Origin of the sequence: Streptomyces sp. So13.3 (assembly GCF_005860785.2) — a bacterium.
Taxonomy (GTDB): Bacteria; Actinomycetota; Actinomycetes; order Streptomycetales; family Streptomycetaceae; genus Actinacidiphila; species Actinacidiphila fildesensis.
Map to the genome: position 1 here is coordinate 5,682,562 of NZ_CP048835.1, position 22,583 is coordinate 5,705,144.

Here is a 22,583-nt window from a genome sequence, read left to right on the forward strand (position 1 = left end):
GACCATGGACAGCGGAGCGAAGTGGGAGCGGGCCGGCAAGAGCGCCGGCTTCGTCGGTGCGGCGATCGGCGTGGTGGCGGCGGGCGCCGCCGCTGGCGTCGCGCTGGAGCGGCTCACGGTCGGCCGGGGCATCCGCAGGAAGGCGCGGCTCGCGCTGGACGCGGCCGGGCCGTACGGAGCGTTGCGCGGCACACCGGGTTCGGTGGCCGCGGAGGACGGCACCGAGCTGTACTACGAGGTCGAGGACGTCGTGGAGCAGCCGGTGGCGGTGCCGCGGCGCGGCTGGACGGGCCTCTTCAAGCGGGGCGGCGGGGCCGAGCCGCAGCCGCTCACCGTCGTCTTCTGCCATGGCTACTGCCTCAACCAGGACGCCTGGCACTTCCAGCGCGCGGCCCTGCGCGGCAGCGTCCGGGCCGTCTACTGGGACCAGCGCAGCCACGGGCGCTCCGAGCGCGGCCGGGACCAGCTCGCGGGTGAGCCCGCCACGATCGACCAGCTCGGCCGCGACCTCAAGGCGGTGCTGGACGCCGCCGCGCCGAACGGCCCGCTGGTGCTCGTCGGGCACTCGATGGGCGGCATGACGATCATGGCGCTGGCCGACCAGTTCCCCGATCTGGTGACGGAACGGGTGGCCGGGGTCGCCTTCATCGGCACGTCAGCGGGGAAGCTGGCGGCGATGACGATGGGGCTGCCGGCCGCCGGGGCACGGGCGTTCCGGGCGCTGGCGCCCGGCGTGCTGCGGATCCTCGGCACGCAGGTGGATCTGGTGGAACGCGGGCGGCGGGCCACCGCGGACCTCTTCGCGGGCATCGTGAAGCGGTACTCGTTCGCCTCGGACGTCGACGCGTCGGTGGGCCGGTTCGCCGAGCGGCTGATCGAGGGGACGCCGATCGACGTCGTCGCCGAGTTCTACCCGGCGTTCATCCAGCACGAGAAGGCGGACGCGCTGGCCGTCCTGGACGGCAAGCCCGCGCTCGTACTGGCCGGGGACAAGGACCTGCTCACCCCGAGCGACCACAGCGCCGACATCGCGGAGCGGCTGCCGGCCGCGGAACTGGTGATCGTCGAGAACGCCGGTCACCTGGTGATGCTGGAGTACCCGGAACTGGTGAACGCCCATCTGGCCGCCCTGCTGGCCCGCGCGGCGGACGCCGTCCAGGCCCCGCTGCCGCAGACGGTCAGAGAACTGGGGCTCTCTCAAGAGGTGCAGCAGGCGGCACAGGAGGCATAGGGCCTGGCCGGCCGATCACGAGCGGCCCTTTCGCCGCCTGGCACGGCCCCTCGCGGCGTTGCCGAAACACCTGAATACAAACCGGTATGCAGGTGCTCCGGCGCCTTGCGAGGCACCGCACCAGACGACGCCTTGCCCACCCATGATCGGCCGGCCAGGCCCTCGCCTCCGCCACGCCGCGTAGCATTCGCGGACATGGAACCGCTGCACGGTCAGCACACCGCTGACGACCCCGTATCCGTCCGTCTCACGGTCAGGACCCCCGACCGTATGCGGGAGTTGGGCCGGGCTCTCGCCGGTCTGCTGCTCCCCGGTGACCTGGTGCTGCTCAGTGGCGAACTGGGCGCGGGCAAGACGACGCTGACCCGCGGCCTGGGGGAGGGCCTCGGGGTGCGGGGGGCGGTGACCTCGCCGACCTTCGTGATCGCCCGGGTGCATCCGTCGCTGAGCGGCGGGCCCGCCCTGGTGCACGTGGACGCGTACCGGCTGGGCGGCGGGCTCGACGAGATGGAGGACCTGGACCTCGACGTCTCGCTGCCGGAATCGGTGGTGGTCGTCGAATGGGGCGAGGGCAAGGTCGAGGAGCTGTCCGAGGCCCGGCTGCAGGTCGTCATCTCCCGGACGCTCGGCACGGCCGGGCAGCACGACGCCGGCGCTGACGCGGATCCCGGCGCCGACGTCGACGCCGAGAGCGATGTCGACGACGTGCGCGAGGTGACCGTCACCGGTATCGGCCGACGCTGGGTCAACCAGGACCTTTCACCGCTCGGGGCCTAGCCCGGCGGGGAGGCGTTCCGACAGCGTGTCGGGAAGATGTTGCGCGCGGGTGGCCCGGCGTGGTCGCATGGGAGTGCAGATGTTGGTCGAGGCTGCCTACATTCCCTCAGGAGGCACGCATGCCGGCTCATGGCACTTCGGACGCGCCGAAGCCCGCCGCAGTCCCCGCGGTCCCGGCTGCCCCCGTGGTCCCCGGAGTTCCCACCGGTCCCGCGATCCCCGCACTGCCGTCGATGAGCGAGCTGCTGGCCGCGGGTGCGGCGGCGACGGCTGTGTCCACCCCGCCCGACGAGAACGACGGGGAACGCCGCGACGCGGCGTAACAGCCGGCCGCCCTTCACTCGAACGGTGGAATTCGCGTCCTTGATCGCTGGATCAGCGGACGACGACGATCTTGGTGTCGATCACCGCGAGCTTCCACAGCTCGTCACCGTCGGCGGGCGTCTCACGGATACCGCCGGTCTTCTTCTGCGGGTCCGGGCTGGGCATCGAGGCGTCCACCGCCGCGCTGAAGCCGATGACGGTGGCGCCGACGGTCGCGAACCGCACGACGTGCTCGATCGCGATCCCGTCACCGCCGGTGCCGCGCGCGGTGCGCGAGGTGACCTTGTAGCGGCCGGGGGCCGGATCGACGCTGCCCGGCGCGACGACGTAGGTGCGCACCACCTTGTTGGCGCCGTTCACCAGCCAGACCCGCTTGGCCGCCAGCCCGTAGACCACGTGCTTGCCGCTGCCGGTGTTCGCGGGCAGCACCGGCACCTGGGTGACCGGCGGCACCTTGGCCGTGGGCGCGGTGGCGGCCGGGCTCGAGGGGCGGGCCGTCACGGGGTGGTCCGCCGCGGAACCGGAGGCCTGGACGGCCAGTACGGCGATGACGGCGAGCGCGGCAGCGGTGAGGCCTGTCACGAGGGTCCCCGACCCGATCCTTGGCACGGTTGGTTCGCTCCTCCGGAGGGGTTTGCGGGCTGTGGTCGACGTTAGCAGCCGGGGCCCGCCCGATGACCGCGCGAGCGGGCGCCGGGCGGCCGGGTGTTGTGCCCGGTGTGGCGGCCTGGGCCACCGCCCCCACCGCCACCGCGGCCGACCCGGGGGATGGGGCGGGGCCGTAGGGTGTCACCGTGCTTCTGCTTGCTTTTGACACCGCTACGCCCGCTGTGACCGCCGCGCTCCACGACGGCGGGCGGGTGCTCGCCGAATCGACGGTCGTCGACGCCCGGCGGCACGGAGAACTCCTCATGCCGGCCGTCGACCGGGTGCTGGGCGAGGCCGGGGCGGCGATCGGCGATGTGACCGGCATCGTCGTCGGGACCGGCCCCGGGCCGTACACGGGGCTGCGGGTCGGCCTGGTGACCGCCGCCGCGTTCGGCGACGCGCTCGGGGTGCCGGTGCACGGCATCTGCACCCTGGACGGGATCGCGTACGCGGCCGGTCTGGCCGGCGTCGAGGGCCCCTTCGTGGTGGCCACCGACGCCCGCCGCAAAGAGGTCTACTGGGCCCGCTACGACAGCCCCCGCGAGCCTGTGACCGAGCCCGCCGTCGACCGTCCCGCCGATATCGCGCAGGCGGTCGCGGGGCTGCCCGCCGTCGGCGCCGGGGCCGCGCTGTACCCGGAGGTCTTCACGGACGTACGGGCGCCTGAGCACCAGTCCGCCGGCGCGCTGGCCGCGCTCGGTGCCCTGCGGCTCGCGGAGGGCGCGGAGTTCGCGCCCCCGCTGCCGCTGTACCTGCGGCGGCCCGACGCGCAGGTGCCGGCCGGCTACAAGGCGGTCCTGCCCAAGTGACGGTGACACTGCGCGAGATGCGCTGGTGGGACCTGGACCGGGTGATGGAGCTGGAACTGGAGCTCTTCCCCGAGGACGCCTGGTCGCGCGGCATGTTCTGGTCCGAGCTGGCCGACGCGCGGCACCCGCTGGCCACCAGGCACTACATCGTGGCCGAGGACGTCGCTGAAGACGTCGCCGAGGACGCTGCCGCCGTCACCGGCGGTGGGGGCCGGCTGGTCGGCTACGCGGGACTCGCGGCGATCGCCGGGACCGGCGACGTGCAGACCATCGCCGCCGCCCGCGACCAGTGGGGCACCGGCCTGGGCGCCCGGCTGCTCGCCGACCTGATGCACCAGGCCACGGCCTTCGAGTGCCACGAGGTGCTGCTCGAGGTCCGGGTCGACAACCTCCGCGCCCAACGGCTCTACGAGCGCTTCGGCTTCGAGCCGATCGGCTTCCGCAAGGGTTACTACCAACCGGGCAACGTCGACGCCCTCGTGATGCGTATGACCGAACCCTCCTCCGTACAAGGAACCACTACTGATGGCTGACGAGCCGCTTGTCCTCGGCATCGAGACCTCCTGCGACGAGACCGGTGTCGGCATCGTCCGGGGGCACACCCTGCTCGCCGACGCGGTGGCGTCCAGCGTCGACGACCACGCGCGCTACGGCGGCGTGGTGCCCGAGATCGCCAGCCGGGCGCATCTGGAGGCGATGGTCCCCACGATCCAGCGCGCCCTGAAGGAGGCGGGGGTCGCCGCGAGCGACCTCGACGGCATCGCCGTCACCGCGGGCCCCGGGCTCGCGGGCGCGCTGCTGGTGGGCGTGAGCGCCGCCAAGGCGTACGCCTACGCGCTCGGCAAGCCGCTCTACGGCGTCAACCACCTCGCGTCGCACATCTGCGTGGACCAGCTGGAGCACGGCGCGCTGCCCGAGCCGACGATGGCGCTGCTGGTCTCCGGCGGGCACTCGTCGCTGCTGCTCGCCCCGGACATCACCAGTGATGTGCGGCCGCTGGGCTCGACGATCGACGACGCGGCGGGCGAGGCGTTCGACAAGGTCGCCCGGGTGCTGGGCCTCGGCTTCCCCGGCGGCCCGGCCGTCGACCGGCACGCCCGCGACGGCGACCCGAAGGCCATCAGGTTCCCGCGCGGCCTGACCGGCCCGCGCGACGCGCCGTACGACTTCTCGTTCTCCGGCCTGAAGACGGCCGTCGCGCGCTGGGTCGAGGCGCAGCGCCGGGACGGCTTGGACGTGCCGGTGGCGGATGTCGCCGCGTCCTTCCAGGAGGCCGTGGTGGACGTGCTGACCCGTAAGGCGATCCGGGCCTGCAAGGAGCACGGCGTGGACCACCTGATGATCGGCGGCGGGGTCGCGGCGAACTCACGGCTGCGGTCTCTGGCACTGGAGCGCTGCGAGGACGCTGGCATCGTGCTGCGGGTGCCGCGCCGGGCACTGTGCACGGACAACGGCGCCATGGTCGCGGCGCTCGGCGCGGAGATGGTGGCGCGCAACCGGCCGTCCTCGACCTGGGACCTGCCGGCCGACTCCTCCCTGCCCGTCACCGAGGTCTCCGTACCGGGCCACTCGCACCCGCACCCGGAGGAGCACACCCACTCGCACGACCATGTGCACGAGCTGAGCAAGGACAACCTGTACTGATGACCGTCGCCCTGATGTGGGAGGCGCGGGCCGCCGAGGGGCGCGGTGCCGAGCTGCTGGAATGGGTCCGCGCCCAGGAGCTGGCACCGGCCCCGCTGCGCCGCGAGCACTTCTCCGCACCTGGTGACCGGGTGCTCGTCATCACCTGGTGGGACGCGCCCTACGAGGCCGAGTTGCCCGAGCTGGCGGAACCCCCGGCCGCTTTTCTGCATCGTTCAGTACACAGATGGCGTTTTGAACGAACAGCATAGGGTTCACATATGCACATAAAAGCGGCGGGACTGATCGTTTCCGGTCTCCTGCTCGTCACCGGGTGCTCGACGGCTTCGTCCACGCCGAAGGCCGCGCCGGCGACTTCCGGGACCGGACCTTCCGCCGCCCCGTCGTCCGACGGGAGCACCGCCCCCGGCGACGGTGCGGACACCGCCGCCGCGTTCCGCAAGTGGAAGATCAAGCCGATGGCACCGGCCCCGGCCCCGCCGAAGGTGAAGCCGGTGAAGACCGGTTCCGGTACGCCGCCGGTGGTCAGCGACATCCCCACCAAGGAGAAGATCGTCTTCGTCACCTTCGACGACGGCGCGGAGAAGGACCCGAAGTTCGTCACCATGATGGGCGAGCTGAAGATCCCCTTCACGATGTTCCTGACCGACGACATCATCCGGAGCGACTACGGCTACTTCAAGCCGCTCCAGAAGCTCGGCAACCCGATACAGAACCACACGCTGACGCACCCGAACCTGCGGACCGAGTCGGAGTCCGCCCAGCGTCACGAGATATGCACCCAGCAGACGAAGCTGAAGGCCGAGTACGGCACCACGCCCCGCCTCTTCCGGCCGCCCTACGGCAACCTGAACGAGGCCACCAAGACCGCCGCGAAGTCCTGCGGACTCCAGGCGCTCATCCTGTGGCGCGAGTCCATGCAGATCAAGGGCATGCAGTACCAGCGCGCCGACAAGAAACTGCACCCCGGCGACATCATCCTGGCCCACTTCCGCGGCCCGTCCGAGCTCAAGGGCACCTCCATGACGGAGATGACCGCCAACATGCTGCGCATGATCTCCGAGCAGGGCTTCACCGTGGCGCGCCTCGAGGACTACGTCTGAGCCGTCAGCCCTTGCTCTCCGGCTCGGGCCGGTAGGCGCGGCTCGCGTACCGCCGCAGCGCCGTGGACAGCTCCCGCGCCTCGGCGGGGTCCAGCCGCAGGGTGAGCCCCGCGCTGCGCCGCGCCGCCGCGACGGTGACGCCCGCGGCCCCGGAATCCACACCGAACTCCTTGGGCGGGACGGCCCGCAGGCTGCCGGCCGGAACGGTCGCCCGCAGGAGGAAGCCGGCGCGCCGGCCCACCGTGGCCCGGGTACGGACGAGCGCGACCTCCTGCACCTCGGTCCACGGCCGGGACCATTCGGCCCTGCCGTGCCGCAGTCGCAGCCCGGCCGCGTCCAGGCCGACCGAGACGGCGGCCGTGCGCCGAGCCCTGACCAGGGCGCGCAGCGCCCACGTCAGGACCGTGGTGAGCAGCGCGACCACGATGAGGCTCATCATGGTCACCTGGTTGCCGATCAACCCCACCTCGGCCACCGAGGACAGGACCAGCGCGATCGTGAAGATCCCCGCGTTGCCGGCCAGGCCCGGTCCGCCGGACACCGGTGCCTGCTGCGCGAGTTCATACCTGCCCGGAGCCGGCGTCTTGGCCCGGGCGCGGACCGGCCCGGCTTTGCGCTCGGCGACCTGTGGCGCGGTGGCGGTCGGCGCGGCGGCGGCTGGGGCGACCGAGGGTACGACGACGGGTGCGACGACGGCGGGTGGGGTGGCGGGTGGGGTGGCGGCCGGTGCCACGACGGTCGGCCGGTGTGCCGGCGGGGCTTCGCGGGCGGCGGTCAGCGTGTCGATCAGGGAATCCGTTCCCGGGCGCTCCCGGGGGTCCTTGGTGAGGCAGGCGGCGACCACCGGCCGCAGGGCGTCCGGCACCCCGCTGAGATCCGGCTCGTCGTGCACCACCCGGTACAGCAGCGCCGGAACCGTCCCCGTCCCGAAGGGCGCCCGGCCGGTGGCCGCGAACACCAGGACCGAGCCGAGCGAGAAGACATCGCTCTCCGCGCCCACCCGGCCGCCGGTGGCCTGCTCGGGGGACATGAACCCCGGCGTGCCGATCACCGCGCCCGTCCCGGTGAGCATCGTGGCGCCCTCCAGCGCCTTGGAGATCCCGAAGTCGATGACCCGCGGTCCGTCGTCGACCATCAGCACGTTGCCCGGCTTGAGGTCGCGGTGCACCAGGCCGGCCGCGTGCACCGAGGCCAGCGCCTCCGTCAGCCCCGCGCCCAGCGCCCGGAGTTCGGCCTCCGGCAGCGGTCCGTCCCGCTGCACCAGGACGCCGAGGTCGGGCGCCTCCAGATACTGGCTGGCCACCCAGGGCCGTTCCGCCTCCGGATCGGCGTCCACGACCGACGCCGTCCAGAAGCCGGACACCGCGCGTGCCGCGTCCACCTCCCGGCGGAACCGGCTGCGGAAGCCGGGATCCGCGGCGATCTCGGCCCGGACGAGCTTGACGGCGACCGCCCGGCCGCTGCGCGACCGGCCGAGATACACCTCGCCCATGCCCCCCGCGCCGAGCCGCTTCTGCAGCTCGTACGGTCCGACCCTGCGCGGGTCGCCCGGCCTCAGTTCATCCATCCCGGCCCCCCGGTTCATCAGCAGTCGGCTGCAGGCTACCGGCGCGGATGATGCCGCGTCAGGCGATGCCCGGTGCCGCCCGACACCGGTCGGCCTACGGCTCGTTCACCGGCCGTCCCAGCAGCATCGACGGTGCGCCCGCCACGCGGGTGAGGAAGACCGTGACGGAGTGCGGGCCCTCCAGCTTCAGCTTCTTGCGCAGGTCCTCCGGCTCGATGGCGGAGCCGCGCTTCTTGATGACGGCGACGCCCACACCGCGCTGCCGCAGCAGCGCCTTCAGCTTCTTCAGGCCGAACGGCAGCACGTCGGTGATCTCGTACGCCGTCGCGAACGGTGTCGGGCGCAGCTCGTCGGCGGTGATGTACGCGATCGTCTCGTCGATCAGCCGGCCGCCGACCTGTTCCGCGACCTCGGCGACCAGGTGCGCGCGGATCACCGCGCCGTCCGGCTCGTGGAGGTACCGGCCGACCGGGCCGGCCGGCGGGTCGGGGAGCGGGGCGCCGGTCCACAGGGTGCCCGCGGACGGCAGCAGGGTCGCGCTCACCGAGCCGGGGTTCTTCCCGAACCACAGCACGGCCTCCTTCACATCACCGCGGTAGGAGATCCACTCCGCCCCGGCGTCGTCGGGTACGGCCTCGTGCGGGATGCCCGGCGCGACCTTCAGGGCCGCCACCGGCACCTCGCGGGCCGCCCCGATCGCCCAGGACAGCGACGGCGAGTACGACTCAGGGTCGAAGATCCGCCCACCCGTCGCCCGGCCACCACCCCTCACCGACTGGCTGCGCGAGACCCCTCCTGATCTGCCTCCCCTCCGGGCAGGATCCACGAAGACGGCGTCGTAGCCGCTGGTGGCGATCTCGGTCACATCGGCGCAGCGCACCTCGATGAGGTCGGCGAGGCCCAGCGACTCCGCGTTGGCCCGTGCGACCGCGCAGGTCAGCGGGTCCCGGTCGACCGCCAGCACCGCCACGCCGGCCCGGGCGAGCGCGATGGCGTCCCCGCCGATCCCGCAGCACAGATCGGCCAGCCGCCGTACGCCCAGCGCTGTGAAGCACTCCGCCCGGTACTCCGCCACCTCGGTGCGGGTGGCCTGTTCCACTCCGTCGGGGGTGAAGTACATCCGGTACGCGTCCGCCCCGAACTTCGCCTCCGCGCGCTGCCGCAGCCGGGCCTGGCCGAGCGCCGCCGACACCAGTTCCGCGGGGTGTTCACGCCGCAGCCGGGTCGCCTCCGCCAGTTCGCGGGCGGGGTCGTAGTCGCGCAGCGACCCCAGCAGGGCCTGCCCGGCGGGGGTCAGCAGGTAGGAGAACGCGTCAAGATCCACGCTTCGATTGTCCTCCAGTCCGGAGGCGTCCGGCACCGTTCCGGCGGCGCTCCGTTGGCACTCCGCTTGACCGAGTGCTAAAGCCGTCCTAGTCTCGGTGCTGGCACTCAGCACTGCCGAGTGCCAGCACAACAGCGACGGGCAGGTCCGGCACCCGCGACGACGGGCCTACCAGGTCGCCACCCAGACAGACACTCCCGTTAGCCCTTTGAAGGGGGAGGTCGGAACGTGACGACCGCCAGCAGCAAGGTTGCCATCAAGCCGCTCGAGGACCGCATCGTGGTCCAGGCGCTCGAGGCTGAGCAGACCACGGCCTCCGGCCTGGTCATCCCGGACACCGCCAAGGAGAAGCCCCAGGAGGGCGTCGTCCTGGCCGTGGGCCCGGGCCGCTTCGAGGACGGTAACCGTCTTCCGCTCGACGTTTCCGTCGGCGACGTCGTGCTGTACAGCAAGTACGGCGGCACCGAGGTGAAGTACAACGGCGAGGAGTACCTCGTCCTCTCGGCCCGCGACGTTCTCGCGGTCATCGAGAAGTAGGTCTGCTTCACCACTAGCAGCAGCCGTGACCTTCCCCGGGTATCCGTGTCTACTGACCCGGCGCCCGGGGTTTGGTCTTTGACGAGGAAAAGACGAGGTAGGACGCAGTGCCGAAGATCCTTAAGTTTGACGAGGACGCCCGTCGCGCCCTTGAGCGTGGCGTCAACAAGCTTGCCGACACCGTGAAGGTGACGATCGGTCCCAAGGGCCGCAACGTCGTCATCGACAAGAAGTTCGGCGCGCCGACCATCACCAACGACGGTGTCACCATCGCCCGTGAGGTCGAGCTCGACGACCCGTACGAGAACCTTGGCGCCCAGCTCGTGAAGGAGGTGGCGACCAAGACCAACGACATCGCGGGTGACGGCACCACCACCGCCACCGTGCTGGCCCAGGCACTGGTCCGCGAGGGCCTGCGCAACGTCGCCGCCGGCGCTTCCCCCGCCTCCCTGAAGAAGGGCATCGACGCCGCGGTCAAGGCTGTCTCCGAGGAGCTGCTGAAGACCGCCCGCGCGATCGAGGGCAAGGAAGACATCGCGGCCGTCGCCGGGCTGTCCGCCCAGGACAAGCAGGTCGGCGAGCTCATCGCCGAGGCGATGGACAAGGTCGGCAAGGACGGTGTCATCACCGTCGAAGAGTCCAACACCTTCGGCCTGGAGCTGGACTTCACCGAGGGCATGGCCTTCGACAAGGGCTACCTGTCGCCCTACTTCGTCAGCGACCAGGAGCGTATGGAGGCCGTCCTCGACGACCCGTACATCCTGATCCACCAGGGCAAGATCTCCTCGATCCAGGACCTGCTGCCGCTGCTGGAGAAGGTCATCCAGGCCGGCGCGTCCAAGCCCCTGCTGATCATCGCCGAGGACGTCGAGGGCGAGGCGCTCTCCACCCTCGTCGTCAACAAGATCCGCGGCACCTTCAACGCCGTCGCGGTGAAGGCCCCGGGCTTCGGTGACCGCCGCAAGGCCATGCTCGGCGACATCGCCACCCTCACCGGTGCGACCGTCATCGCCGAAGAGGTCGGCCTCAAGCTCGACCAGGCCGGTCTCGACCTGCTGGGCACCGCCCGCCGCGTGACCATCTCCAAGGACGACACCACCATCGTCGATGGTGCCGGTGACAAGGCCGAGATCGACGGCCGTGTCGGCCAGATCAAGGCCGAGATCGCCGCCACCGACTCCGACTGGGACCGCGAGAAGCTCCAGGAGCGCCTCGCGAAGCTCGCCGGCGGCGTCTGCGTCATCAAGGTCGGCGCGGCCACCGAGGTGGAGCTCAAGGAGAAGAAGCACCGTCTCGAGGACGCCATCTCGGCGACCCGCGCCGCGGTCGAGGAGGGCATCGTCTCCGGCGGTGGCTCCGCTCTCGTCCACGCCGTCAAGGTCCTTGAGGGCAACCTCGGCCTGTCCGGCGACGAGGCCACGGGTGTCGCGGTCGTCCGCCGCGCCGCCGTCGAGCCGCTTCGCTGGATCGCGGAGAACGCGGGCCTCGAGGGCTACGTCATCACCGCCAAGGTCGCGGAGCTGGAGGCCGGTCACGGCTTCAACGCCGCCACCAACGAGTACGGCGACCTCGTGAAGGCCGGCGTCATCGACCCGGTCAAGGTCACCCGCTCCGCGCTGGAGAACGCCGCTTCCATCGCGGCCCTGCTGCTCACGACCGAGACCCTGGTCGTCGAGAAGCCGGCCGAGGACGAGGGCGACGCCGGCCACGGCGGCCACGGCCACTCGCACTGACGTCGTAGCCGCGCTCTGTCGCACGAAGGCCCCTGCTCCCGCCGCCCGGCGGGAGCAGGGGCCTTTCGCCGTACCGGGCGCTAGTGAGGCATCTCGATCACGCCGAGCTTGGTCAGCAGGCCGAGCATGTCGTGGTTCCACCAGGCTTCCACGATCATCCCGTCCTGGAACCGGAAGACCGTCTGGCCGGTCATCCGGGCCTGCCGGTCGGTGGCCGGCATGCCGCGGAACTCCGCGACGTGCGTGGCGGTCCAGGTCCACCGGTTCGCCACGCGGTCCCCTTCGGCGAGCTGGTCGTCGATCGTGAACCGGAAGTCGAATCCCGCCCGGTATCCGGCGACTTCCTCGCGCAGGGCGGCGGTTCCCATGGTGGGCGTCTCGTTGTTGGGGTCGTGATCGCGGTAGTCGGCCGCGAAGATCTCCTCGATGGCGTCCAGATTGCCGTCATTGGCGATCTCTTCGAAGAACCGGCGGCAGGCCGCCTTGTTGAGCTGCTCGTCCCGGACCACGTCCAGGTCCGTGAACGTGGGCATCCCGTCGCAGAGCGCCACCATCTCCTGGAAGATCCGCTCCGTCTCCGGGAGCTGGGAATTCTTCATCGCCTCTTCGTACGACGGGAATTCCACGATCTCGACGTAGTGGGACGCGTCGGCGCGGTCCTTGCCGATGACGCTGTGGCTCGCGGTCCGCTTGCCCTTGGTCTGTTCGACCCAGCGGTCCATGAGCTGGTTCATGTCGTCGAACTGGTCGGTCTTGAAGTCGATGATCTGCGTGAAGTGCATGGCGTACCTCCCGAGCCGGGTGGGATACGTCCATTTTAGTGAGAAATGCGCCTTCCGCAGATACCGCCGGGCAGCGGCTACTGCGGCCCGTACTTGCGGCCCGTCCTGGAGGTGACCCCGCCGAGCAGGCCGCGCGGCGCCAGCTTCACCAGGCCCATCAGCGTCTTGTACCTCGGGTCCGGCACGGACAGCGTCTTCCCGCGGGCCAGGTCCTTGAGCGCCGTCGCGACCAGCTTGTCCGCGTCCAGCCACATCCAGCCCGGGATGTTGTCCGTCCCCATCCCGGCACGCTCATGGAATTCGGTCCGCACGAAGCCGGGGCAGAGCGCCATCAGCCGTACGCCGGTCCCCGCCAGATCCTTCGACGCGCCCTGCGTGAACTGCACGACCCACGCCTTGCTCGCCCCGTACGTCCCGCGCGGCACGAAGGCGGCGACCGACGCGACGTTCACCACGCCGCCACGTCCCCGCTCCCGCATGCCGTCCGCCGCCGCGCTCGTCAGCCGCAGCACCGCCTCGCAGTGCACCTTGAGCATGGTCAGCTCATCGGCCATCGAGACCTCGAGATAGCGCCCCTTGTTGCCGAACCCGGCGTTGTTGATGAGCAGATCCACCGCATCGGACCGGTCCGCGAGCCGTGACTCGACGGCCGCGATCCCGTCGTCCCGCGACAGGTCGGCGGAGAGCACCTCCGCCTCGATGCCGTGCCGATCGTGCAGTTCGGCCGCCTGCTTCCGCAGCCGCTCGGCGTCCCGGGCCACCAGCACCAGGTTGTGCCCATCGGCCGCCAGCCGGCGCGCGAAGGCGGCGCCGATCCCTGCCGTCGAGCCGGTGATCAGTGAAGTCGTCATGCCATGAAGTTAGCCGAGCCGCTTGCGGATCGATTCCGCGTACGACCTGTTGATCAGGTCGATCGCCACCAGCGTCCGCGGCAGCAGCTCCGACTCCGTCGTCATCGCCCGGAACAGGAACTCGACGGTCACCTCGTGATCGGGTCGCGACAGCACGGTGATCCCGTCACCCGCCCGCACCGAACCCGGCTCGACGACCCGCAGAAAGGCACCGGGCCTGCGGTCCTGGGTGAAGCGCTTGACCCACCCCTTCTCGTCCAACCACCCGGCGAAGGTGCGGCACGGTATCCGCGGCGAGGTCACCTCCAGCACCACCTCACCGACGCGCCAGCGCTCCCCGATCACCGCGGAGTTGACCTCCACCCCGGCCGTCGTGAAGTTCTCCCCGAACACCCCGCTGGGCAGCTCCCGCCCGAGCACCCGCTCCCACCGGTCCAGGTCCTCCCGCGCGAACGCGTACACGGCCTGGTCGTCCCCGCCGTGGAACCGCCGGTCGATGATGTCGTCCCCCGCCAGCCCGCTGCCCGCCACTCCCTGCGGCCCGGGGTCGGCCACCGCCACCGGGCCGTCGACGGGCCGTTTGTCGATCCCGGTCGTCCCACGATCCGAGTAGCCGACGGCCATCAGGCGGCCGATATTGAGTGACAGGAGTCGCGACATGCAAAGCACCTTACGTTCGCGGCCCCCGTCCGGCGACCCTCCTGCGGATCCGCTCGAGATCCCCGGCGGGCAGCGCGTCCGCGACGACCAGCCGCGGCAGCAGCTCCGGCTCTCCGGTCAGCGCCCGGAACGCCAGCGCGACCGTCACCTCGTGCTCCGGCCGCCCGACGACCTCCACCGCGTCCCCCGCGCAGATCTCGCCCGCCGTGACCACCCGCAGATACGCCCCGGGCACCGCGGCCGCGGTGAACCGCTTGAGCCATCCCGGCCGGTCCAGCCAGCCCTCGAACGTCACACACGGAATCCGCGGACACGACACCTCCAGCACCACCCCGGCCCCCACCCGCCACCGCTCCCCGATGAGCGCGCCGTTCACATCCACCCCGGATGTCGTGAGGTTCTCCCCGAACACCCCGTTGGGCAGCTTCCGCCCGAGCTCGCCCTCCCACCCGTCGAGGCCCTCCCGTGCGTAGGCGTACACGGCCTGATCGTTCCCACCGTGATGCTTCACGTCATGGACGCGGTCCCCGGCGAGCCCCACGGCCCCGGTGCCTTTCGCCCCGGGCGCCGCCACGGCCACCGGGCCGGTCACGGGACGCTTGTCGATGCCGGTCGCGGCGATTCCCTTCCAGGGATTGGCCTGCGGCCGGCCCACATTGACAGATAGCAGCAGCATGCTTCGACGATAGGCGTCGGGGGCGCGGGTACGTCAGCCCTCGCCCCGCCGTTGCGCCACACGCCTGCCGGCGGGGTGCGGGTACGTCGGCGCCTGTCCCGCCGTTGCGCCTGCGGCGGGCTTTCTCCACCCCCCCGCCCCTTGCTCGTATGGGCGGATGCGCGTCGGCACCCGTCCGCAGACTCGGCGCGCAGGCGCAAGGGACCCGAGGGCGGTGTTCCCGCCCACGACCCGCACAGACGGGCTGTGACGTGAGGCCCCCGACTCCGTCACCCCGCCCGCAGAACGCCCAACACCCGCTCCACATCCGCAGACCCGTTGTACAGATGAAACGCGAACCGCAGATTCCCCGCCCGCGCCGCCAACTCCACCCCCGCCTCCTCCAACCGCCCCGCCACCCAACCCGGCAACCCCGGAACCGACACGATCGCCGACCCACCCTCCCCGATCGCCGGGAACCCCAACTCCGCCATCCCGTCCCGGAACGCCGTAGCCAGCGACACGTCATGCGCGTGGATCGCCTCCACCCCCGCCTCCTCGATCAGCGCCAGCGACTCCGCCACCGCCACGAACCCCAGATACGCCGGCGACGCGTCGAACTGCCGCGCCGTCGTCGCCAGTCGGGCGATCGGGCCGTAGCACTCCGCCCAGGGGTCGTCCCCCGCGTACCAGCCGGCGAACGCGGGGGAGAGGCCGTCCTCGGTGCCGGGGCGGACGGTGAGGAAGGAGACGCCGTGCGCGCCGAGGAGCCACTTGAAGGAGCCGCAGACGAGGTAGTCGTAGTCGTCGGCGCGCAGGGGGAGCCAGCCGGCCGCCTGGGTGGCGTCGACGAGGGTGCGGGCGCCGTGCGCGGCGGCCGCGGCGCGGATCGCCGGGAGGTCGGCGACGCGGCCGTCGGCCGACTGGACGGCGCTGACGGCGACGAGCGCCGTCCCCGGCCGCACCTCGGCCGCCAGGCCGGCCAGCGGGACGGAGCGCAGGGCCAGGTCACCGCGGCCGGCGAACGGGTTCACCAGGGAGCTGAAGTCGCCGTCGGCGACGAGCACTTCGGAGCCCGTCGGCAGCGCCGCGGCGATCTTGCCGACGCTCGTGGAGACGGTCGAGCCGATGGCGACCCGGTCGACGGAGGTGGACAGCAGCCGGGCGAACGACGCGCGGGCGGCGCCGACGGCGGCCTCGTACCGGTCGAGGGGCGGCCGCCCGGCGGCCCAGTCGTCGATGGCGGTACGCAGGGCTTCGGCCGTCCGGGTGGGCGGCAGCCCCATGGTGGCGGTGTTCAGGTACGTGATGCCCGGCGCGATCGAGGAGAACGCGCCGCCGGCCGGCCCGGAGTTCGGTAGGGAGTCCATGCCTCCTGAGCCTGCCGCGCCCCGCTCTCAAAGTCCACGACCAATAACTTCGAAGTATCCCCAAGCATCGCTTATGGTTGAAGCATGATCGAGGCACGTCATCTCAGGGTGCTCCGCGCCGTGGCCAGGACCGGTTCGTTCTCCGCCGCCGCCCGGGAGCTGGGCTGTACCCAGCCCGCAGTCAGTCAGCAGATGAAGGCCCTGGAGCTGTCCGCCGGGACCACCCTGCTGATCAGGACCGGCCGGGAGATGCGGCTGACGGAGGCCGGCGAGGCGCTGGTCCGGCACGCGGCCGGGATCCTGGCGGGCCTGACGGCCGCCGAGGAGGAGGTCGCGGCCATCGCGGGGCTGCGCGCCGGACGGGTGCGGCTGTCGTCGTTCCCGTCGGGCAGCTCGACGCTGGTGCCCACCGCGGTCGCGGGGATGCGCGCCGCGCACCCCGGCACGAAGATCTCGCTGGTGGAGGCGGAGCCGCCGAAGTCGGTGGAGATGCTCCGTGCGGGGGACTGCGACATCACGCTGGCGTTCCGCTACGTGGATCTGCCGACCCCGGCGGAGGAGCAGTGGGACGACCTGGTCGTCCGGCCGCTGCTGACCGACCGGCTGGTCGGCCTGGTGCCCGCCGGGCACCGGCTCGCGGCCGGGGACCGGCCGGTGCGCATCGAGGAGCTGGCGGAGGAGGAGTGGATCGCGGGCTGCCCGCGCTGCCGCCGCCATCTGGTGGAGGTGTGCGAGCGCGCGGGCTTCACCCCGCGCATCGACTTCGCGACGGACGACTATCCGGCGGTGGTGGGCCTGGTCGCGGCCGGGCTCGGGGTGGCGGTGCTGCCGGAGCTGGCGCTGGAGGCGGTGCGCCCCAAGGGCGTCGCGGTGCTGGAGGTGCTTCCGGCCGTGCAGCGTGAGGTGGTGGCCCTCACACTGCCCGACCTGGCCCATGTGCCGGCCGTGGACATGATGCTCGGCCGCCTCGCGCGGGCGGGCCTGCGGTAGGTCAGGGCGTCACACCCGCCCGGGCCTGGCAGGCACGGCTGTGCCCGTAGCCGCGCGGAGAACCGCGGAAGCCGCGCGGACGAGTGCGGAAGCCGGCCACAGGCGACGAAGCCGCGCGCCGGAGGCGCCGACGTCGCGCACGGGACGTGCCGAACCCGCGCGGGACGCGCATACGCGTCGAAGAAACGATTCTTCAGTTCGTCGGCTGCATGGTGAGCAGCCGGTGCCGCGAGCGGCCCATCATCTCTTCGCGCTCATCCTCCGTCAGCCCGCCCCACACTCCGTAGGGCTCCCGTACGGCCAGCGCGTGCGTCGCGCACTCCGCGCGTACCGGGCACCGCATGCAGACCTCCTTGGCGGAGGCCTCGCGGGCGCTTCGGGCGGCGCCGCGCTCGCCTTCTGGGTGGAAGAACAGGGAGCTGTCGACGCCGCGGCAAGCCGCGACGAGCTGCCAGTCCCATAGATCGGCGTTCGGGCCCGGAAGGCGGGAGAAGTCTGCCATTGCTCATCCCCTCGAAGGGTGTGTTGAGGAGCCAGGGTCCTGTCCGGTCGCTGCCCGGACCGTCCGAGTCCGGTCGCTGCCGGCTGGACACGCTCCAGGTGCTCTCGACCGTACATCTACTGTCTAAGTAGATGTAAATATGACTCATCACAAATTTAGCCGCGAACACCGTGCAATGCGCCAAAGAGCATCCAAATAGTGCAAACTCCGACATAAGACCCGTTCGGCGGGATGCATGTCCGGCAAGTGGGCGCGCGAAGTGCTTCCGGGCCCGATCCCAGTGCGCCCTCTGGACCTGCGATGCGGCTGATCCGTATTCGTTCCCTCACGTAGAGTGCTGGCTACGGCAGCCAAACTCCGTAACTCTTTCGAGTGAGGGTCGTTGAGAGTGCGGAAGTGGTTGGCGGACGAACGATTCGGGCAGGTGCCCGACGCCGTCAGCCCCAACGGTGAAGTTTCGTACAGCCTGGAGGCTCAACGTGACGCGGTTCAGCTGCGGAGGGCGGGCATGACTTCCGTCCTCGTCTGTGACGACTCCCCGCTCGCCCGAGAGGCCCTGCGCCGCGCGGTCGCGACCGTGCCCGGCGTCGAGCGTGTAACGACCGCGGCCAACGGCGAGGAAGTCCTCCGCCGCTGGGGCGCCGACCGCTCGGACCTCATTCTCATGGATGTCCGGATGCCCGGCCTCGGCGGTGTCGAGACCGTGCGCCGGCTGCTCTCGGCGGACCCGGGCGCCCGCATCATCATGCTCACCGTCGCCGAGGACCTGGACGGCGTGGCGCTCGCCGTCGCGGCCGGTGCCCGGGGGTACCTGCACAAGGACGCCTCGCGCGCCGAACTGCGGGCCACCGTCACCCAGGCGCTCGCCGACCCGACCTGGCGGCTGGCCCCGCGCCGGCTGCGCTCCGCCGAGATGGGCGCCGCGCCGACCCTGACCGCGCGCGAGATCCAGGTGCTCGAGGGCATGAGCCATGGACGGTCCAACGCCGAGATCGGCCGCGAGCTGTTCCTCTCCGAGGACACCGTCAAGACGCACGCCCGGCGGCTGTTCAAGAAACTCGGTGCGTCGGACCGGGCCCACGCCGTGGCGCTCGGGTTCCGCTGGGGCCTGGTCCGCTAGGCCGTGTCTGACAAATCCCGCCTGGCCCGGGACGCCTGGTACGCACGCTCGCTGCGTTGTCGGGCTCATCCACGTACCCCGGTACGAGGACGACCCTCCGCCTTGCGATCGCACGCACCAGACGCCCCGGGCCCCGCCCTTCGGGCGGACGCCGCTATTTGTCAGACCCGGCCTAGGAACCAGGGCCATGGGCGGTGGGCTTACGGGTGGAGCCGCCCCGCTCGTACCGGTTTCCCGAGCGAGGACGCATGCTTGACGTATGGACTTCCTCGGGGATCGGCGGGCGGGGCAGCGGGGGGACGCCGTGAAGGCGGCCGACGCCCCCGCGCATAACGCTTCGGTGCACAAGGACTCACGCGATGCGGCAGAACGTCCTGCGGCCATGCACCATGGACCGATGCGAGACGAGGCCAACGGCGACAACGCAGCCTTCGGCGCCCTCGTCCGCCGTGCGGTCGATGGTGACGAGCAGGCGACCCATGATCTGCTGGCCCTGGTGCACCCGCTGGCCGAGCGGTATTGCCGCGGCCGTTTGTCCCGGTTGCCCGGTGATGCTCGTCACTTCGTGGACGACCTCGCCCAGGAGGTCTGCCTCGCCGTGCTGTGCGCGCTGCCGCGCTATCGCGACCAGGGGCGGCCGTTCGAGGCATTCGTCTTCGCCATCGCCGCCCACAAGGTCGCGGATCTGCAGCGGGCCGCCATGCGCGGCCCGGGCAGCACCGCCGTGCCCTCCGACGAGATGCCGGAGAAGCCGGACGACTCGCTCGGCCCCGAGGAGCGCGCACTGCTCAGCAGCGACGCGGCCTGGGCCAAGAAGCTGCTCGCCAACCTTCCCGAGCACCAGCGGGAACTGGTGCTGCTGCGGGTCGCGGTCGGCCTCAGCGCCGAGGAGACCGGGCAGGTGCTGGGGATGTCGCCCGGAGCCGTCCGGGTCGCCCAGCACCGTGCCCTCAGCAGGCTGCGCGCCATCGCGGAGGAGTCCGCGGAGGCGTCGACCGGCGGCGATCCCCGAGGTCTCAGCGCGTAGGACCTGTCCCAGCGCCGGTGGTGCTCCCCGGGGTCCCGGCTTCGGCGCCGGGAATGCCCGCGGAGTCCACTAGCATTGAACAACTCGCCGGGCAAGACCATTGGGAAGGTGTCATGACTCTGAACGCCGCAGGGGTACCCGAGAAATTCGCGATGCTCGGCCTCACGTACGACGACGTGCTGCTGCTGCCGGGCGCCTCCGAGGTGCTCCCGAACCAGGTCGACACCGCCTCCCGGATCTCCCGCAACGTCCGGGTCAACATCCCGCTGCTGTCCGCCGCCATGGACAAGGTCACCGAGGCGCGGATGGCCATCGCCATGGCGCGGCAGGGCGGCGTGGGCGTGCTGCACCGCAACCTGTCCATCGAGGACCAGGTCAACCAGGTCGACCTCGTGAAGCGCTCCGAGTCCGGCATGGTCACCGACCCGATCACCGTGCACCCGGACGCGACGCTCGCCGAGGCGGACGCGCTCTGTGCCAAGTTCCGCATCAGCGGTGTCCCGGTCACCGACGCCGCGGGCAAGCTGCTCGGCATCGTCACCAACCGAGACATGGCCTTCGAGAGCGACCGCTCGCGCCAGGTGCGCGAGGTCATGACGCCGATGCCGCTGGTCACCGGCAAGGTCGGCATCTCCGGCGTGGACGCGATCGGCCTGCTGCGCCGCCACAAGATCGAGAAGCTTCCGCTGGTCGACGACGAGGGCCGGCTCAAGGGCCTGATCACCGTCAAGGACTTCGTCAAGGCCGAGAAGTACCCGCTCGCCGCCAAGGACGCCGAGGGCCGGCTGCTGGTCGGCGCGGCCGTCGGCGCCAGCCCGGAGGCGCTGGAGCGCGCCCAGGGCCTGGTCGCGGCCGGTGTGGACTTCCTGATCGTGGACACCTCGCACGGGCACAACAGCAACGCGCTGAGCTGGATCTCCAAGATCAAGTCGAGCGTCTCGGTGGATGTCATCGGCGGCAACATCGCCACCCGTGACGGTGCCCAGGCCCTGATCGACGCGGGCGCCGACGGCGTCAAGGTCGGCGTCGGCCCCGGCTCCATCTGCACCACCCGCGTGGTCGCCGGCATCGGCGTCCCGCAGGTCACCGCGATCTACGAGGCGGCGGTGGCCTGCCAGGCCGCGGGCGTCCCGGTCATCGGCGACGGCGGCCTGCAGTACTCCGGCGACATCGGCAAGGCCCTCGCGGCCGGCGCCGACACCGTGATGCTCGGCAGCCTGCTGGCCGGCTGTGAGGAGAGCCCCGGCGAGCTGCTCTTCATCAACGGCAAGCAGTTCAAGTCGTACCGCGGCATGGGTTCGCTCGGCGCGATGCAGTCCCGCGGCCAGGGCATGTCGTACTCCAAGGACCGCTACTTCCAGGCCGAGGTCTCCTCGGACGACAAGCTGGTCCCCGAGGGCATCGAGGGCCAGGTCCCGTACCGCGGCCCGCTCTCCGCGGTGCTGCACCAGCTGGTCGGCGGTCTGCGCCAGACCATGGGCTACGTGGGCGCCGCCAGCATCGACGAGATGGCGACCAAGGGGCGCTTCGTGCGGATCACCTCCGCCGGCCTCAAGGAGTCCCACCCGCACGACATCCAGATGACCGTCGAGGCGCCGAACTATCACGGGCGCTGACCTGCGGGAGAACGTCAGCGGAAGCCCGCAGACCGATGGTCTGCGGGCTTCCGCTTGCCCGCTCGGGGATACTGGGCGGGTAGACCAGCGAAGAAGGGCCAACAGTGACTGAGATCGAGATCGGGCGGGGCAAGCGCGGCCGCAGGGCGTACGCATTCGACGACATCGCCGTCGTCCCCAGCCGCCGCACCCGGGACCCGAAGGAGGTCTCGATCGCCTGGCAGATCGACGCCTACCGCTTCGAGCTCCCCTTCCTCGCCGCCCCGATGGACTCCGTGGTCTCGCCCGAGACCGCGATCCGCATCGGAAACCTGGGCGGCCTGGGCGTGCTCAACCTCGAGGGTCTGTGGACCCGGTACGACGACCCGGAGCCGCTGCTCGCCGAGATCGCCGAACTGGACGAGACGGCCGCGACCGCCCGCCTCCAGGAGATCTACTCGGCGCCGATCCGGGAAGAGCTGATCGGGCAGCGCATCAAGGAGGTGCGTGACGCCGGTGTCGTGACCGCCGCCGCGCTCTCCCCGCAGCGCACCGCGCAGTTCTCCAAGGCCGTCGTGGACGCGGGCGTGGACATCTTCGTGATCCGCGGCACCACCGTGTCGGCCGAGCATGTCTCGGGCTCGCACGAGCCGCTCAACCTGAAGCAGTTCATCTACGAGCTGGACGTGCCGGTCATCGTCGGCGGCTGCGCCACGTACACCGCGGCGCTGCACCTGATGCGGACCGGCGCCGCCGGTGTGCTGGTCGGCTTCGGCGGCGGCGCCGCGCACACCACGCGCGCCGTGCTCGGCATCCAGGTGCCGATGGCGACCGCGGTCGCCGATGTCGCGGCCGCCCGCCGCGACTACATGGACGAGTCCGGCGGCCGGTACGTGCACGTCATCGCGGACGGCGGCTTCGGCTCCAGCGGCGACCTGCCGAAGGCGGTCGCCTGCGGCGCCGACGCCGTGATGATGGGCTCCCCGCTGGCCCGCGCCACGGACGCGCCGGGGCGCGGCTTCCACTGGGGCATGGAGGCGGTCAACCCGGAGCTGCCGCGCGGCAAGCGCATGAACCTCGGCACCGCCGGCACCACCGAGGAGATCCTGCTCGGTCCGTCGCACGCGCCGAACGGGTCGATGAACTTCTTCGGGGCGCTGCGCCGTTCGATGGCCACGACGGGTTACTCGGACCTGAAGGAGTTCCAGCGGGTCGAGGTGACGGTGTCGCCTGCGCATCGTCGCTGACGCGCTGACGCGCTGACGCGCTGACGCGCTGACGCGCTGACGCGCTGACGCGCTGACGCGCTGACGCGCTGACGCGCTGACGCGCTG

The 22,583-nt window shown here is 71.5% G+C and carries 24 protein-coding genes; 15 read left to right on the plus strand and 9 right to left on the minus strand.

What is annotated here, in order from left to right:
* Nucleotides 1-4: 4 nt before the first annotated feature.
* From C8250_RS25750 to C8250_RS25760, 3 genes are all read left to right on the plus strand, one after another.
* The gene (locus tag C8250_RS25750; RefSeq protein ID WP_232484676.1) at nt 5-1,231 is read left to right on the plus strand and encodes an alpha/beta hydrolase; all 1,227 of its coding nucleotides are present in this window, start codon (nt 5-7) and stop codon (nt 1,229-1,231) included.
* A gap of 195 nt (nt 1,232-1,426) precedes the next feature.
* Nucleotides 1,427-2,008, plus strand: a complete 582-nt coding sequence (tsaE, locus tag C8250_RS25755; protein ID WP_138352930.1) for a tRNA (adenosine(37)-N6)-threonylcarbamoyltransferase complex ATPase subunit type 1 TsaE — start codon at nt 1,427-1,429, stop codon at nt 2,006-2,008.
* Between the two features lie 119 nt (nt 2,009-2,127).
* Nucleotides 2,128-2,331, plus strand: a complete 204-nt coding sequence (locus tag C8250_RS25760; protein ID WP_138352931.1) for a hypothetical protein — start codon at nt 2,128-2,130, stop codon at nt 2,329-2,331.
* 52 nt (nt 2,332-2,383) lie between these two features.
* Here C8250_RS25760 and C8250_RS25765 read toward each other — a convergent pair whose 3' ends face one another.
* Complete coding sequence (locus C8250_RS25765; protein WP_138352932.1) at nt 2,384-2,941, minus strand: hypothetical protein; 558 nt, start codon at nt 2,939-2,941, stop codon at nt 2,384-2,386.
* A 185-nt stretch (nt 2,942-3,126) separates the two neighbouring features.
* On the opposite strand from C8250_RS25765, the gene tsaB reads away from it, so the two are divergent.
* The 5 genes from tsaB to C8250_RS25790 are packed head-to-tail and all read left to right on the plus strand — an operon-like array spanning nt 3,127 to nt 6,536.
* Nucleotides 3,127-3,789: a tRNA (adenosine(37)-N6)-threonylcarbamoyltransferase complex dimerization subunit type 1 TsaB gene (gene tsaB, locus C8250_RS25770; RefSeq protein ID WP_138352933.1), complete on the plus strand. Its 663-nt coding sequence runs from the start codon at nt 3,127-3,129 to the stop codon at nt 3,787-3,789.
* The gene (gene rimI / locus C8250_RS25775) at nt 3,786-4,322 is read left to right on the plus strand and encodes a ribosomal protein S18-alanine N-acetyltransferase (RefSeq protein WP_331284067.1); all 537 of its coding nucleotides are present in this window, start codon (nt 3,786-3,788) and stop codon (nt 4,320-4,322) included. The genes tsaB and rimI overlap by 4 nt, the downstream gene beginning before the upstream one ends.
* Complete coding sequence (tsaD, locus tag C8250_RS25780) at nt 4,315-5,433, plus strand: tRNA (adenosine(37)-N6)-threonylcarbamoyltransferase complex transferase subunit TsaD (RefSeq protein WP_138352934.1); 1,119 nt, start codon at nt 4,315-4,317, stop codon at nt 5,431-5,433. Before rimI ends, tsaD begins: the two co-directional genes overlap by 8 nt.
* Complete coding sequence (locus C8250_RS25785; protein WP_138352935.1) at nt 5,433-5,684, plus strand: hypothetical protein; 252 nt, start codon at nt 5,433-5,435, stop codon at nt 5,682-5,684. Before tsaD ends, C8250_RS25785 begins: the two co-directional genes overlap by 1 nt.
* 9 nt (nt 5,685-5,693) lie before the next feature.
* Nucleotides 5,694-6,536: a polysaccharide deacetylase family protein gene (locus C8250_RS25790; protein WP_138352936.1), complete on the plus strand. Its 843-nt coding sequence runs from the start codon at nt 5,694-5,696 to the stop codon at nt 6,534-6,536.
* 4 nt (nt 6,537-6,540) lie between these two features.
* On the opposite strand, the gene C8250_RS43700 is transcribed toward C8250_RS25790, so the two are convergent.
* Together C8250_RS43700 and C8250_RS25800 are read right to left on the minus strand one after the other, a co-directional pair.
* Nucleotides 6,541-8,103 (minus strand): serine/threonine-protein kinase, encoded by a 1,563-nt coding sequence (locus C8250_RS43700; RefSeq protein ID WP_138352937.1) that lies wholly within the window; start codon nt 8,101-8,103, stop codon nt 6,541-6,543.
* A gap of 94 nt (nt 8,104-8,197) precedes the next feature.
* Nucleotides 8,198-9,427 (minus strand): class I SAM-dependent methyltransferase, encoded by a 1,230-nt coding sequence (locus tag C8250_RS25800; protein WP_138352938.1) that lies wholly within the window; start codon nt 9,425-9,427, stop codon nt 8,198-8,200.
* Nucleotides 9,428-9,655: 228 nt separating this feature from the next.
* Between C8250_RS25800 and groES the strand changes: the two genes are divergently transcribed.
* Entirely contained in the window at nt 9,656-9,964 is a 309-nt protein-coding gene (gene groES / locus C8250_RS25805) for a co-chaperone GroES (protein ID WP_138352939.1), read from the plus strand.
* Nucleotides 9,965-10,071: 107 nt separating this feature from the next.
* A complete protein-coding gene (gene groL / locus C8250_RS25810; RefSeq protein ID WP_138352940.1) occupies nt 10,072-11,697 on the plus strand; it encodes a chaperonin GroEL in 1,626 nt (541 codons plus the stop codon).
* 80 nt (nt 11,698-11,777) lie between these two features.
* On the opposite strand, the gene C8250_RS25815 is transcribed toward groL, so the two are convergent.
* The 5 genes from C8250_RS25815 to C8250_RS25835 all read right to left on the minus strand — a co-directional run bounded on the left by C8250_RS25815 (nt 11,778) and on the right by C8250_RS25835 (nt 16,015).
* A complete protein-coding gene (locus C8250_RS25815; RefSeq protein ID WP_138352941.1) occupies nt 11,778-12,479 on the minus strand; it encodes an ester cyclase in 702 nt (233 codons plus the stop codon).
* Nucleotides 12,480-12,556: 77 nt separating this feature from the next.
* On the minus strand, nt 12,557-13,330 hold the full coding sequence (locus C8250_RS25820) for an SDR family oxidoreductase (RefSeq protein WP_138352942.1): 774 nt from the start codon (nt 13,328-13,330) through the stop codon (nt 12,557-12,559).
* A gap of 9 nt (nt 13,331-13,339) precedes the next feature.
* Nucleotides 13,340-13,990: an MOSC domain-containing protein gene (locus C8250_RS25825; protein ID WP_138352943.1), complete on the minus strand. Its 651-nt coding sequence runs from the start codon at nt 13,988-13,990 to the stop codon at nt 13,340-13,342.
* Nucleotides 13,991-14,000: 10 nt separating this feature from the next.
* A complete protein-coding gene (locus C8250_RS25830; protein WP_138352944.1) occupies nt 14,001-14,666 on the minus strand; it encodes an MOSC domain-containing protein in 666 nt (221 codons plus the stop codon).
* A 269-nt stretch (nt 14,667-14,935) separates the two neighbouring features.
* Nucleotides 14,936-16,015 (minus strand): aminotransferase class V-fold PLP-dependent enzyme, encoded by a 1,080-nt coding sequence (locus C8250_RS25835; protein ID WP_138352945.1) that lies wholly within the window; start codon nt 16,013-16,015, stop codon nt 14,936-14,938.
* Nucleotides 16,016-16,099: 84 nt separating this feature from the next.
* On the opposite strand from C8250_RS25835, the gene C8250_RS25840 reads away from it, so the two are divergent.
* Nucleotides 16,100-17,005, plus strand: coding sequence for a LysR family transcriptional regulator (locus C8250_RS25840; protein ID WP_138352946.1), 906 nt, complete (start codon nt 16,100-16,102; stop codon nt 17,003-17,005).
* A 193-nt stretch (nt 17,006-17,198) separates the two neighbouring features.
* On the opposite strand, the gene C8250_RS25845 is transcribed toward C8250_RS25840, so the two are convergent.
* The gene (locus tag C8250_RS25845) at nt 17,199-17,507 is read right to left on the minus strand and encodes a WhiB family transcriptional regulator (RefSeq protein WP_138352947.1); all 309 of its coding nucleotides are present in this window, start codon (nt 17,505-17,507) and stop codon (nt 17,199-17,201) included.
* Nucleotides 17,508-18,015: 508 nt separating this feature from the next.
* Between C8250_RS25845 and C8250_RS25850 the strand changes: the two genes are divergently transcribed.
* The 4 genes from C8250_RS25850 (at nt 18,016) to C8250_RS25865 (ending at nt 22,496) form a co-directional block, all read left to right on the plus strand.
* Nucleotides 18,016-18,627, plus strand: a complete 612-nt coding sequence (locus tag C8250_RS25850) for a response regulator transcription factor (protein WP_003948568.1) — start codon at nt 18,016-18,018, stop codon at nt 18,625-18,627.
* A gap of 397 nt (nt 18,628-19,024) precedes the next feature.
* A complete protein-coding gene (locus C8250_RS25855) occupies nt 19,025-19,654 on the plus strand; it encodes a sigma-70 family RNA polymerase sigma factor (protein WP_232484674.1) in 630 nt (209 codons plus the stop codon).
* 113 nt (nt 19,655-19,767) lie between these two features.
* A complete protein-coding gene (guaB, locus tag C8250_RS25860; RefSeq protein WP_138352949.1) occupies nt 19,768-21,270 on the plus strand; it encodes an IMP dehydrogenase in 1,503 nt (500 codons plus the stop codon).
* 104 nt (nt 21,271-21,374) lie between these two features.
* Nucleotides 21,375-22,496: a GuaB3 family IMP dehydrogenase-related protein gene (locus tag C8250_RS25865; RefSeq protein WP_138352950.1), complete on the plus strand. Its 1,122-nt coding sequence runs from the start codon at nt 21,375-21,377 to the stop codon at nt 22,494-22,496.
* Nucleotides 22,497-22,583 lie beyond the last annotated feature (87 nt).